General features: G+C 76.7%; 10 protein-coding genes. 4 read left to right on the top strand and 6 right to left on the bottom strand.

The window, feature by feature from the left end; all coding sequences use genetic code 11:
- Window positions 1-77: 77 nt before the first annotated feature.
- A complete protein-coding gene (locus ACWCOM_RS18080; protein ID WP_454550136.1) occupies window positions 78-1,091 on the bottom strand; it encodes a TatD family hydrolase in 1,014 nt (337 codons plus the stop codon).
- Window positions 1,092-1,211: 120 nt separating this feature from the next.
- On the opposite strand from ACWCOM_RS18080, the gene ACWCOM_RS18075 reads away from it, so the two are divergent.
- The 3 genes from ACWCOM_RS18075 to ACWCOM_RS18065 are packed head-to-tail and all read left to right on the top strand — an operon-like array spanning window position 1,212 to window position 5,871.
- A complete protein-coding gene (locus tag ACWCOM_RS18075) occupies window positions 1,212-2,162 on the top strand; it encodes an AAA family ATPase (RefSeq protein WP_454550135.1) in 951 nt (316 codons plus the stop codon).
- Window positions 2,159-3,538, top strand: a complete 1,380-nt coding sequence (locus ACWCOM_RS18070; protein WP_454550134.1) for a DUF58 domain-containing protein — start codon at window positions 2,159-2,161, stop codon at window positions 3,536-3,538. The genes ACWCOM_RS18075 and ACWCOM_RS18070 overlap by 4 nt, the downstream gene beginning before the upstream one ends.
- A complete protein-coding gene (locus ACWCOM_RS18065) occupies window positions 3,535-5,871 on the top strand; it encodes a transglutaminaseTgpA domain-containing protein (RefSeq protein WP_454550133.1) in 2,337 nt (778 codons plus the stop codon). The genes ACWCOM_RS18070 and ACWCOM_RS18065 overlap by 4 nt, the downstream gene beginning before the upstream one ends.
- A gap of 59 nt (window positions 5,872-5,930) precedes the next feature.
- Here the strand turns inward: ACWCOM_RS18065 and cynS are convergent, their stop codons facing one another.
- The 3 genes from cynS to rsmI all read right to left on the bottom strand — a co-directional run bounded on the left by cynS (window position 5,931) and on the right by rsmI (window position 8,388).
- A complete protein-coding gene (cynS, locus tag ACWCOM_RS18060; protein WP_454550132.1) occupies window positions 5,931-6,380 on the bottom strand; it encodes a cyanase in 450 nt (149 codons plus the stop codon).
- A gap of 110 nt (window positions 6,381-6,490) precedes the next feature.
- On the bottom strand, window positions 6,491-7,333 hold the full coding sequence (locus ACWCOM_RS18055) for a formate/nitrite transporter family protein (protein ID WP_454550137.1): 843 nt from the start codon (window positions 7,331-7,333) through the stop codon (window positions 6,491-6,493).
- Between the two features lie 149 nt (window positions 7,334-7,482).
- The gene (gene rsmI, locus ACWCOM_RS18050; protein WP_454550131.1) at window positions 7,483-8,388 is read right to left on the bottom strand and encodes a 16S rRNA (cytidine(1402)-2'-O)-methyltransferase; all 906 of its coding nucleotides are present in this window, start codon (window positions 8,386-8,388) and stop codon (window positions 7,483-7,485) included.
- Between the two features lie 80 nt (window positions 8,389-8,468).
- On the opposite strand from rsmI, the gene ACWCOM_RS18045 reads away from it, so the two are divergent.
- Window positions 8,469-10,121 carry a dolichyl-phosphate-mannose--protein mannosyltransferase gene (locus ACWCOM_RS18045; RefSeq protein WP_454550130.1) on the top strand — a complete coding sequence of 551 codons (1,653 nt, stop codon included), beginning with the start codon at window positions 8,469-8,471 and terminating at the stop codon, window positions 10,119-10,121.
- A gap of 39 nt (window positions 10,122-10,160) precedes the next feature.
- Here the strand turns inward: ACWCOM_RS18045 and ACWCOM_RS18040 are convergent, their stop codons facing one another.
- On the bottom strand, window positions 10,161-11,216 hold the full coding sequence (locus ACWCOM_RS18040; protein ID WP_454550129.1) for a TIGR01906 family membrane protein: 1,056 nt from the start codon (window positions 11,214-11,216) through the stop codon (window positions 10,161-10,163).
- A gap of 99 nt (window positions 11,217-11,315) precedes the next feature.
- Window positions 11,316-12,625: Ig-like domain-containing protein (locus tag ACWCOM_RS18035; RefSeq protein ID WP_454550128.1), on the bottom strand; the 1,310-nt coding region annotated here is incomplete at its 5' end.

Here is a 12,625-nt window from a genome sequence, read left to right as displayed (position 1 = left end):
GGGGGGGCGGGGGGGGGGGGGGGGGGGGGTGGGGGGGGGGGGGGGCAGGTCCGGCGGCGGCGCGGGACGCGGGCGGGTCAGAAGGGGCCGTAGGCCTCGGTCGTGTTCGACCAGATCCGCTCGCACAGCGTCTCCAGGTCCTGCTCGAGGATCTCGGCCATGCCGCGGACCGTGTAGTTGACCACGTAGCTGGCGTTGGGCCGGCCCCGGTACGGGTGCGGGGTGAGGAACGGGGCGTCGGTCTCGGCGAGCACCAGCTCGGGCCGGGCGGTGCGCAGCGCGGCCTTGAGGTCGTGGCTGTTCTTGAACGTCACGGTGCCGGAGAAGGACATGTACCAGCCGTGCTCGTTGCAGGTCCGGGCGAGCTCCGCGTCCCCGGAGAAGCAGTGAAAGACGGTGCGCTCCGGGGCGCCCTCCTCGAGCAGGACGGCGACGACGTCGGCGTGGGCGTCCCGGTCGTGGATCTGCAGCGCCTTGCCGGTCTCCCGGGCGAAGCGGATGTGCTCGCGGAAGGAGCGCTTCTGGTGCTCCCGGCCCTCCCCCTCGGTGCGGAAGTAGTCGAGGCCGGTCTCCCCGAAGGCCCGCACCCGGTCGTGCTCCCCCAGGGCGCGGATCTCCGCCAGCGCCTCGTCGAGGGTGCCGGCGGCGGCCAGCTTCGGCGCCTCGTTGGGGTGCAGGGCCACCGCGGCGAGCACGCGGGGGTCGGCCTGGGCGGCCGCCACGGCGAAGCGGGAGGAGGGGACGTCGCAGCCGACCTGCACGAGCCCGCCCACCCCGGCGAGCGCGGCGGCGTCCGCGGCGTCGCGGACCGAGACCTGGACCCGGCCGTCCTGCAGGTCCAGGTGCGTGTGGTTGTCGGCCACCGGGTGCGGCAGCGGCTCCGGGGCCGGGGGGTAGGCGAGGTTGCGCCGGCGCCCGTCGTCGCCCTGGGCGGAGCGGCGCCGGGTGCCCTCCCCGGCGGGGGCGTCCTCGGGCACGGCGTAGTGCTCGGGCGCGTAGGCGGCGGGGGCCTCGCCGGCGGCGGGCTCGGGCCGGGCCGCCGGGTCGGGCCACAGGGAGGCGGCGAGCAGGGTGGCGTTGGGGTCGGTCACGGGCGGCACCTCGGGGGACTCGGGGAACGGGGCGGGAAACACGCGGGCACCGACCAATCTACGAGCTGCGGCCGGACAGACATACTGGGAGCAGACGCCCGAGCAGAAGCCGAGGAGCCCATGGAGTCCTTCCCCCAGTACACGCAGGCGGTCCTGGACCGGATCAACACGGTGATCGAGGGCAAGCCCGAGGCCGCCCGCATCGCTCTGAGCGTGCTGCTGGCCGGGGGCCACCTGCTCGTGGAGGACGTGCCGGGGGTGGGCAAGACGATGCTGGCCCGCACGCTGGCCTCGGCGATCGGCGGGTCGGTGGCGCGCATCCAGTTCACGCCGGACCTGCTGCCCACGGACATCACCGGGGTGGCGGTCTACGACCAGGCCCGGCGGGAGTTCGAGTTCAAGCCCGGCCCGGTGTTCGCCAACGTGGTCATCGGCGACGAGATCAACCGGGCCTCGGCCAAGACCCAGTCCGCGCTGCTCGAGTGCATGGCGGAGGGCCAGGTCACCGCGGACGGCACCACGTACCGGCTGTCCTCCCCGTTCATGGTGGTCGCCACGCAGAACCCGGTGGAGATGGACGGGACCTTCCCGCTGCCGGAGGCGCAGCGGGACCGGTTCACCGCCCGGATCTCCATGGGCTACCCGGACACCGCCGCGGAGACGGCGATGCTCGCCGACCACGGCGGCGGCTCCCCGCTGGAGGGGCTGCGCCCGGTGGTCCCGCTCGAGGACGCGGCCCGCCTGGTCGCCCACGTGCGCGGGATCCACGTCTCGGACGCCGTGCGCGCCTACGTGGTGGCGCTGGGCCAGGCCACCCGCTCGCACCCGCAGATCCGGCTGGGCGCGAGCCCCCGCGCGCTGCTCCAGCTGCAGGCCACCGCCCGGGCGGAGGCCGCGCTCGCCGGCCGGGACTACGTCCTGCCCGACGACGTCCGTGCGGTCGCGGTGCCCGTCCTGGCGCACCGGCTGATCCTGGACCGCCGGGCCGGCACCGACTCCGCGGAGGAGCTGGTGCGGGCGGTCCTGGCGGAGGTCCGCGTCCCGGCCGAGCCGGCCTCCCGGTCCCGATGAGCCGCCGGCCGGAGACCGTGCGGGCGGAGGACGGCGAGCGAGCGGAGCAGCCCGTGGACTCCCGCGCGCGGTTCACCGGCCGCGGCTGGGCGTTCCTGGGGGCGGGGGCGCTGTGCCTGCTGCTGGCCACCTGGCTGGGCCGCAAGGACGTGCTGGCGCTGGCGCTGTTCCTGGGCGGGGCCCCGCTGCTCGCGGCCCTGTCCCTGTACCTGGTCAGGCCCCGGGTGCTGCTCAAGCGCGGGGTGGACCCGGCGCTGGTGACCGCCGGGGACCCGGCCGTGGTGCGGCTGCGGGTCCGGCACCGGTCCCGGCGCGGCGCCGCGGGCGCCGTGGCCGTGCACGAGCGGGTCCCCGGGCCCCTGGGCGGGGACCGGGTGCTGAGCGTGCAGGCCGGTGGGGAGCCGGCCGCCTACACCGTCCGGCCCCGCCGGCGCGGGGTGTACGCGCTGGGCCCGGCCACCGTGCGGGTCGCCGATCCGTTCGGCCTGACCACCGAGCTGCTCGACGCCTCCGAGCGCACCTCCCTGCACGTGGCCCCGGATCCCGTGGAGCTGCCCGAGATCCGCGCCGACCGGCTGCGCGCGTCCGGCACCGACCCCGCCCGCACCGCGCAGCCCCAGCCCGGCCCCGACAACGTGACCGTGCGCGAGTACCGGCACGGGGACCCGGTGCGCCGGGTGCACTGGGCCGCCTCCGCGAGGCAGGGCACGCTCATGGTGCGCCAGGAGGACCCCCGCAGCATCCGGCGGCTCACCCTGCTCCTGGACCTCGACGACACCGCCTGGTCCGGTGCGCGGCAGTGGGCCGGGGTGCTGCCCAGCACGGCGGAGTTCGAGTGGGCCGTGTCCTTCACCGCCGCGGCGCTGGAGCACCTGACGCAGCGGGAGACGGCCGTGCACGCCCTGGACACCCGCGGCCGCCCCCTCCCCCGGGGCGGGGAGGACGACGACGCCGGGGACCGCGGGCGCGTCACCGCGGTCGACGACGACGCCGCGGAGGACGCCCGGCACGGGCTGGCGCGGGTCCGGCCGCTGCCGGTGCCCGGGGAGACCGCCGGCACCGGGGGCAGCGGCCGCACGGCCGGCCCCAACGACGGTCTGGCCGACCGGTTCGACCGCGACGGCCTGGTCCACCCGGTGCTGCTGGTCTCGGGCGAGCTGGACCGGACCGGCGCGCAGCGGATCCTGCACGGCACGCATCGGGCGGGCGCCGGCAGCGCGGTGCTGGTGGCCCCCGCCGTCGACCGGGTTCCGGGCGGTGCGGCGGTGCTCGAGGCGGCGGGCTGGTCCGTCGTCGTCGTCACCGCGGCCACCGCCCCGGGAGAGGCCTGGGCGCACCTGGGCACCGGGTCCCGCACGGCCGGGGCGCTGCGGTGACCGCCGCCCCCGGGCACGCCCCCGGATCAGCGGTGCCCCGGCGCCCCGTGGCCGCCGTGCTCGGCCTGGCCGGCACGGTGCTGGCGGCCGTCGTGCTGTCCTTCGTGGGGCCGGCCGCGGTCCTCGACGGCGCGGGCTGGGTGCCCGGCGCCCTGCTGGCCGCGGTCGCGGTGCTGGCCGCGACGGCGACCGCGCGGGTGCTGGGCCTGTCCGTGCTCGCGCCCCTGTTCGGGGCGGGCGCCCTGGCGCTGGTGCTCACGGTGGTGTTCCTGCGCGAGCCCGCGCTGCTGGGCTTCGTGCCGACGCCCGGCAGCCTCGCCCTGGCCGGGGAGCTCGGGCGGGAGGCCGCCGGGATCGCGGCGGAGCGGCCCGCCCCCTACCCGGACACGACGGCGCTCGCGTTCGTCGCCGCCCTCGGCGCGGGTCTCCTGACCCTGTTCGTGGACACCGTGCTGGTGGTGCTGCGCCTGCCCGGGGCCAGTGCCCTGGGCGTGCTGGCCCCGCTGGTGCTGCCCGCCCTGGTGCTGCCCGGGAGCGTCGGCCCGGCCGGGACCGCCGCGGCCGTGCTCGCGGCCCTGCTCCTGCTCGCCGGGGGCCGCCGCTTCGGCGCGGACCGCGGGGCCCGCACCGCCGCCGCCCCGGGCACCTGGGCCCGGGTGCTGGTGGTGGTGGCCGGGGCGCTGGCCGTGACCCTGCTCGTGCCCGGTGCGGTGCCCGGCTTCGTCAACGGCGCGTTCCCCGAGGGCAGCGGACCGGGCGGGGGCCCGGCTGCCGGGGTGGGACCGCTGCGGGCCGTGGGGCAGGACCTGCGCTCGGCGGAGCAGCGGCCGCGCCTGGAGTACAGCACGAGCACCGGTGAGCCCGAGCTGCTGCGGGTGCTCGTGCTGGACGACTTCACCGGGACCGAGTGGTTCCCGGACAGCACCGGTTTGGAGCCCGGCCTCGACGCCCTCGGCACGGACCTCGCCGCACCGGGGGCCGGCGAGCGCAGCGTGGCCGTGCGGCTGCGGGACGGGTCCGGGCGCTGGCTGCCCCTGCCCTGGGCGCCCGTGAGCGTGACGGGGCTCGAGGCGGGCGACTGGGCGGTGAGCCCCCAGCACCGCACGGTGCACGGGGACCGCGTCCCGCCCGAGGGCACCGCCTACGAGGTGCGGGCAGTGGCCGCCGAGCCCACGTCCGCGCAGCTGCGCGGAGCACGAGCCGCGCCGCGGACCCCGGAGCTCACTCCGTTCCTCGACCTGCCCGAGGACACCCCGGCCGCCCTGCGCGAGGCGGCCCGGGACCGGGCCGGGGACGCCCCCACTGCGTTCGACCGGGCGCTGGCCCTGCAGGAGTGGCTGCGCTCGGAGGAGTTCCGCTACGACGTGGACGCCCCGGCCGCCCAGGGCTACGACGCCGGCGGCATGGCCGCGCTCGAGCGGTTCCTCGCCACCCGCACCGGCTACGCCGGGCACTTCGCCCCGGCGATGGCCGTCATGGCCCGCGAGCTGGGCATCCCGGCCCGCGTGGCGGTGGGCTACCTGCCCCCGTCCACCGCGGCGGCGGACCCGTTCGGCGGCGCCGCGACCGGCGGGGGCGCCGTCACCGTCCTCCCGCGCGACGCCCACGCCTGGCCGGAGCTGTGGTTCGAGGGCGCCGGGTGGGTGCGCTTCGAGCCGACTCCCGGCACCGGTGACGTGCCCGGCTACGCCGCCGAGGGCGCCGCCGACGACGAGCAGCCTGCGGAGGGCGAGGGCTCCACCGAGCCCACCGACGCGCCCACCGGCGGTCCCACCCCGGCGAGCACGGCCGGGCCCGAGGAGAGCGGCGCGCCCTCGGCCGCGCCGACGGCCGTGCCGACGCCCGAGCCCTCCCCGGCACCCGCCCCCGGGGCCGACCCCGGACCGGACGGCCGGCTGCTGTGGCTCGCCGGCGGGGTGGCCGCGGCGCTGCTCGCCCTGCTCGCCGCCCTCCCCCGTCTGCTGCGGGACCGGCGGCGCCGGCGGCGGGTGCGCCTGCTCGGGGACGTCGGCGCCCCGGCGGCCGCCCGTGCGGCGGCGGGCTGGGCGGAGCTCGAGGACCTCGCGGCCGACCACGGCTTGGGCCGGGCCGCCGCGGAGACCCCACGGGCCTTCGTGGACCGGCTCGCGGCGACCGTGCCCGCGGCCGCGGCCGCGCTGGGCCGGCTGGGCCGGGACGCGGAGCGCGCCCTCTACGCGCCGGCCGCGGCGCAGTGGACCCCCGAGGCCGGCCCCGAGGACCTCGCTGCGGTGCGCACCGCACTGGCCGGGCGCGGAGGGCCGGGCGCCCGGCGCGCCCGCTGGCTGCCGCCCACATGGCGTGGCCGGCCCTGACCGCCGGGTCCCCGCCGCCCAGCGGTCACGGGGACCTCACCGGTGGGAGCGGGACGGGGTCACCACCGGTAGTCGAGGAACTTGCCGTCGAACGTGACCACGACGCGGTCGCCGTCCGGGTCCGGGCGGCGGGAGACGTCGACCCGGAAGTTGATCGCGCTCATGATCCCGTCCCCGAACTCCTCGTGGATGAGCTCCTTGAGGGCCGGCCCGTAGACGGCCAGGGCCTCGGCGAAGCGGTAGATCGTGGGGTCGGCCATGCGCGCCGGGTCGGCGCCCCGGGACGGCTGCCGCTGCAGGCTCTCGGCCACCGTCCCGTCCAGCCCGAGGAGCTCGCAGACCCGCCCGGCCTGTTCCGCGCTCAGCGGGTGCTGTCCGAGCAGCGCGGCGGTGGTCCACACCGGTGCGGCGCCGATCTGCTCGGCGATCTCGTGCCAGGACAGGCCGCGCCGCAGTCGGGCGGCGACCACCAGCTCGGCGGCGTCGGATCTGCTCATGATGGGGGTCATCGGTGCTCCTCGGAACGGTGGTCGGACGGAACGGTGGTCGGACGGAACGGCGGACGGGCGGAACGGCGGACGGGTGGAACGGCGCGGAGGGCCCGGGGCCCGCCGGCGGATCACTTCGCGGCGACGGGCAGGTCCGGTGCCGCCGGGCGGGGACGGGTCAGGCCCGTCCTGGCGTGGGTGGCGTAGAGGGTGAGCCCCACGAAGGTCAGGCCGCCCACGAGGTTGCCGAGCACGGTGGGGATCTCGTTCCACACCAGGTAGTCCATGACGGAGAAGTCGCCGCCGAGGATCAGGCCGGAGGGGAAGAGGAACATGTTGACGATCGAGTGCTCGAAGCCCATGTAGAAGAACAGCAGGATGGGCATCCACATGGCGATCACCTTGCCGGAGACGCTCGTGGACATCATCGCGGCGACCACACCGGTGGAGACCATCCAGTTGCACAGCACGGCCCGGACGAACAGGGTCAGCATCCCCGCGGCGCCGTAGTCCGCGTAGCCGACCGTGCGGCCCTCCCCGATCGAGCCGATGGCCTGGCCGATCTCGTTGGGCGCGGTGGAGAACCCGTAGGTGAAGATGATCGCCATCATCACGGCCACGGTGAACGCCCCGGCGAAGTTGCCGAGGAAGACGAGGCCCCAGTTGCGCAGCATCGAGCGCACCGTGACGCCGGGGCGCTTGTCGATCAGGGCCAGGGGCACCAGGGTGAACACCCCGGTCAGCAGGTCGAAGCCGAGCAGGTACAGCAGGCAGAAGCCGACCGGGAAGAGCAGCGCCCCGACCACCGCCTGGCCGGTCTGCACGGTGACGGTCACGGCGAACGCCGCGGCCAGGGCCAGGATGGCCCCGGCCATGAACGCCCGGATCAGGGTGTCCCGGGTGGACATGAAGACCTTCGCCTCGCCGGCGTCGATCATCTTCGTGACGAAGTCCGAGGGATGCACGTAGGATATGGCATGGCTCCGATGCGGGAGGAACGGGAGGTGCCGGGGACCCGGCTCCCCCGATTCTCGGCGGGCCGTGTTTCCGCGCGGTGTCCGTGCAGGCACCACAGGGTCAACTCGGGCGCACCCGGGACGGGCCCCGCGGTGAGGCCCCGCCCTCAGCCCTTGCGGGCGGCCAGCACCGTCTCGTAGAGCTCCCGCTTGCCGACCCCGCAGCGTGCGGCGACCTCCCCGGCGGCGTCCTTGAGGCGGGTGCCCCCGCGCACGAGGGCCTCGACCTCGGCCACGAGGTCCTCCGGGCGGGCCGCCTCGGGGGCGGGGGCGCCGGCGACGACGACGGCGATCTCCCCGCGCACCTGGCCCTCGGCGCACCAGCCGAGGAGCTCGGCGAGCGTTCCGCGCACGACCTCCTCGTGCAGCTTGGTGAGCTCCCGGGCGACGACCGCCCGGCGCCCGGGCCCGAACGCCTCCTGCAGCGCGCTCAGCATGACCTCCAGCCGGTGCGGGGCCTCGTAGAAGACCATGGTGCGGCGCTCGCCGAGCAGTTCGGCCAGGCGGGCGGAGCGCTCGGAGGACTTGCGCGGCAGGAAGCCCTCGAACGTGAACCGGTCGGTGGGCAGCCCGGACACGGCCAGGGCCGTGAGCACCGCGGAGGGGCCGGGCACGGCGGTCACGGTCAGGCCCTCCGCCGCCGCGGCCTCGGCCAGCCGGTAGCCCGGGTCGGAGACGGTGGGCATCCCGGCGTCGGACAGGACCAGCACGGTGGCCCCGGCGCGCACGGCGTCGAGGAGCTCGCCGACCCGCCCGGCCTCGTTGTGCTCGTGGTGGGTCAGCACCCGCCCGCGGGTGGTGACGCCCAGGCCGGCGGTGAGCCGGCGCAACCGGCGGGTGTCCTCGACGGCAAGCACGTCCGCGGTCTCCAGGGCCTCCCGCAAACGGGGCGGGGCGTCCCCGAGGTTGCCGATCGGGGTGCCTGCCAGCACGACCCGCCCGGGACCCGCGGCGCCGCCGGCCGGGTCGGCGGGGGCGGCGGTCGGGGCGTCGTCGTGGGGTTCGGTGTGCACGCGTCCACTCTACGGCCCGCCCCCGGGGCACCCGCCCGGCCCCGCGGGCGTCCGGGGCGGGGCCGGAGCCGTCCCCTACGATGACTTCCGTGAGTTCCTCGGTGCGCGCCCCAGCCCCCGGCCCGGTGACCCGGGCCGCGGACCCGGTGACCACGCTGCGCCGGTCCCTCGCCCCGGACGCCCTGCGGGCCCGGCTGCTGCCGCCCGCCGCGGCGGTGCCCCTCCCGGCGTGGCTGGCGCCGCTGCTCGTGGTGGTGCTGGGCGGCGTGCTGCGCTTCCACAATCTCTCCCACCCGGACGCGATCGTCTTCGACGAGACCTACTACGTGAAGGACTCCTACTCCCTGCTGCGCTACGGCTACGAGCGGGAGTGGCCGGAGGACGCGGACGCGCTGTTCGTGGCGGGCACTCCGCCCGAGGCGCTGAGCGGCCCGTCCTACGTGGTCCACCCGCCGGTCGGCAAGTGGCTCATCGCGGGGGGGATGTGGCTGGTCGGCGCCGAGGACCCCGTGGGGTGGCGCGTCTCCGCGGCGCTGTTCGGCACGCTGTCGATCGCGCTGGTGTGCGCCGCCGGGTGGCTGCTCTTCCGCTCGCTCACGGTGGCCACGCTCGCGGGGCTGTTCACCGCCGTGGACGGGCTGCACCTGGTGCAGTCGCGGCTGGCGATGCTGGACGTGTTCCTGATGTTCTTCGTCCTGCTCGCGTTCGTCCTGCTCCTGCTGGACCGGCGGGACGGCCGCCGCCGCCTGGTCGCCCGGCTGGCGGTGCCCCCGGGCGAGCGGGTGCCGGAGGCGGAGCTGGCCCGCCGCCTCGTGTGGGGGCCGTGGCTGGGGGTGCGCTGGTGGCGGATCGCCGCGGGCGTGGCCTGCGGGCTGGCGGTCGGCGTGAAGTGGAGCGCCCTGTTCCTCGTCGCCGGCCTCGGGGTGCTCACGGTGCTCTGGGACCTCAACGCCCGCCGCACGGCCGGGATCCGGCGCTGGTTCCCGGCCGCGGTGCTCAAGGACGGCGTGCCGGCGTTCCTGGCGGTGGTCGGCACGGGAGCGGTGGTCTACGTGCTCACGTGGACGGGCTGGCTCACCTCGACCGACGCCTACGACCGCCGGTGGGCGCAGGAGCACCCGGGCGAGGGCGTGCTGTGGCTGCCCGCCCCCCTGCGCTCGCTGTGGGCCTACCACTCCTCCGCCTACGGCTTCCACAGCGGTCTGGGCACCGAGCACTCCTACGAGGCGCTGCCGTGGCTGTGGCTGACCCTGGGCCGGCCCACCTCCTACTTCTACGAGGCCCCCGAGCAGGGTGCGGCCGGGTGCACGGTGGAGCACTGCTCCCAGGCCGTGCTCAACATCGGCAACCCGCTGCTGTGGTGGACGGGGATCGCCGCCGTGCTCGTGGCGGCGTGGCTGTGGGCGGTGCGCCGGGACTGGCGCTGGGGGGCGCTGCTCGGCGTGTTCGCCGCCGGGTACCTGCCCTGGTACCTGTACCCGGAGCGCACCATGTACTACTTCTACGCGCTGCCCGTGCAGCCGGTCCTGATGCTGATGCTGGCCGGGATGCTGGGACTGGTGCTGGGCCGGCCGGAGGACTCCGTGCGCCGGCGGCGGGCGGGTCTCGTGGTGACCGGGGTGTTCACGGCCGCGGTGCTGCTGCTGAGCGCCCACTTCGCCCCCGTCTGGTACGCCGAGACGGTGCCCTACGACCAGTGGCGGCAGCGGATGTGGTTCACCGCCTGGATCTGAGCCGCCCGGACCCGGGCCGCCCGGACCCCGGCCGCCCGGTCAGCGCCCGGCGAGCCGCCGCTTGAGCTCCTGGCGCCGGCGCACCCGGTCGAGGGCCCGGTGCCGGCGGAAGGCGGTGGGCCAGGTGGCGGCCATCACCGCGAGGGCGCCGAGCAGGGTCAGCGCGCCCACCGCGATCGCGGCGTCCATCCAGAACTGGGTGGGATAGAGCCGGATCAGGGTGTCGGAGACCCGGAAGGTCCAGGAGCCCTCCGCGAAGAACACCGAGTGGAACAGGGCGAAGAACTGCTGCCAGCCCAGCACCGCCGCCACGGCCAGCAGCACCAGCAGCACCACGGTCAGCCACGACCCGAAGAACAGGGCGCCGGAGGCCGCCCCCGGCGCCTTGGCCCGCAGGTACAGGGCGGACACGAGGCCGAGCACGGCCAGGACGGCGACCGCGGCGAGCGCGCTCTGCAGCACGATCTTCACGTCCGTCATGTGCGCGACCTCCGAGGCCAGGAACAGCCGGTCCCCGCCCGGGCCCACGAGATCGCCCAGGAACTCGGGCGGAGCCCAGTTCAGCACGTAGTCCAGGCCGTAGGACCCGTAGACCGTCCGCTCGCCGGTGGAGAAGCCGTAGCGGTCCGCGGGGAAGCCGGGCCGGTGGTACTCCGCCCACAGGAACAGCGGGGTGGCCACCGCGCGCACCGCCGCCGCCAGCAGCACCGGCGGCAGCAGCAGGGCCAGGAAGACCTGCTGCAGGCGCGGGAACCGGGGCTCGTCGGCCAGCGCGTCCCGGCGCAGCGCGGCCCGGCGGCGGGCCTCCTCGTCCGGCTCGTCGTCCTGCCCGACGTCGGCGGCGCCGACGGCGCGGGAGCCGCCCGGGGCCCGCCCGGAGCCGTCCGCCCCGGCGGCGCTCCCCGCCGTCCCGGCTCCGCCCTCGAGGCCGGTCGCGCCGTCGCGGCCGGGCTCCGGCGCGGCGCCCGGCGCGGGGTCCGCGGGCGGGACGGCGGGCAGCAGCCCCGTCCACACCGGGTCCTCGCCGCGCCGGGCGTCCGCCGCGGCGGAGCCGGCCTGCTGCCAGGGAGCCTTGTCGTTGCTGGAGGAGGGCACGGGCGGGTCCTTCGGTCGGGGGTGCTCGGGGGCCCGGCGCGGGCGGGACCGCGCCGGTCGGTCCCGATCCTACCCACCGGGGACCTCAGCGGCGGCGGCTCACCAGTTGCCCTTCCACGACTCGTCGGCGTAGTGCGCCAGCGGGATGTTCCAGTCGCCGTAGCCGTCGTCGGGGTCGGCCTGCGGGTACCCGGTGCCGACGATCTCCACGACGTCCCCGGGGCGGAAGACGTCGTGGATGAACTTCGCGCCCTCGGCGGACATGCCCACGCACCCGTGCGAGACGTTGGCCCGGCCCAGGACGGGCATCGCCGAGGGCAGGGCCTGGTGCACGAACTCGCCGCTGGCCGTCAGCCGGGACACGTTGGAGGCCCAGAACGTCTCGTACCAGTGCGGGTCGCCGGGCTGCAGGCTCAGCGAGGAGGCCTTGAACAGGTAGCTGGGGGCCTGCTCCATGATGACCTTCCGGCCCGTGGTGGAGGGCCAGTCGGGGTTGCCGAGCGTGACGGGGAACGTCCCGGCGACCTCGCCGTCGACGTAGGCCGTCAGCGTCTTCGTCGCGTCGTCGACGCGGGCGTAGTGCTCGGCCCCGATCGAGAAGCTGCGGCGCACGTCGTGGTTGCCGATCATCCCGCCGCCCACGTCCAGGCCCAGGAGGTCGAGGGAGACGGTCACCTCGGAGTGCGGTTCCCAGGTCTGCGCGGGCCGGTAGCGCAGCACGGTGTCGGAGTACCAGCGGAAGGCCCCGGCCCGGTCGCCGCCGCCGCGCACGGTGATGGCCCGCTCGACCTCGTCGCGGTGCAGGACGGGCTCCGAGAAGGTGAACTGCAGGATCTGGCCGGTGCCGTAGACCCCGCCCTCCGCCACGTTGACCCGGGCGTCGACCTCCTGGGCCGCCGGGACGGTGCTGAACGTGCTCGTGCCCGTGCTCGTGGTGCCGCCGGCCGCGGCGGTCCAGTGCAGCACGTAGGCGGTGTCGAAGGCCAGGACGTCCGTGCTGGTCCAGGTGCGCCCGTCCGCGGAGCGCTCGCCGGGCACGGGCTCCCCGCCGGCGGCGGGCACGAGCACGACCTCGCCCAGCTCGCCGCGGCCGGTGCGCACCACCACCGGGTCCACAGGGTTGTGCGCCACGGCGGCGTCGTCGGGCAGCACCACTACGCCGGCCGGCTGCGGGCCGGCCGGGTCCGGGGCGGTCGGCGTCACGCTCGGCGTCGCGCTCGGCGCCGGGGTCGTCGGCGACCCGGTGGAGGCCGTGACGGTGGGCGCGGGTGCACCGGAGGGGGCCCCGGCGGCGTACGCGCAGCCGGTGGCGAGCAGGGCCGTCACCGCGCCCAGGGCGAGCAGGCGGCGGGCCGGGACGGCGCGGGGCGCGCGGTGGGGGCGGGAGGGCAGGGGCATCGTGGGGGCAC

This window comes from Kocuria sp. KH4 (assembly GCF_053711175.1).
Note: the sequence above shows the minus strand (reverse complement) of the source record. Positions and strands in the feature narration are given on the sequence as shown.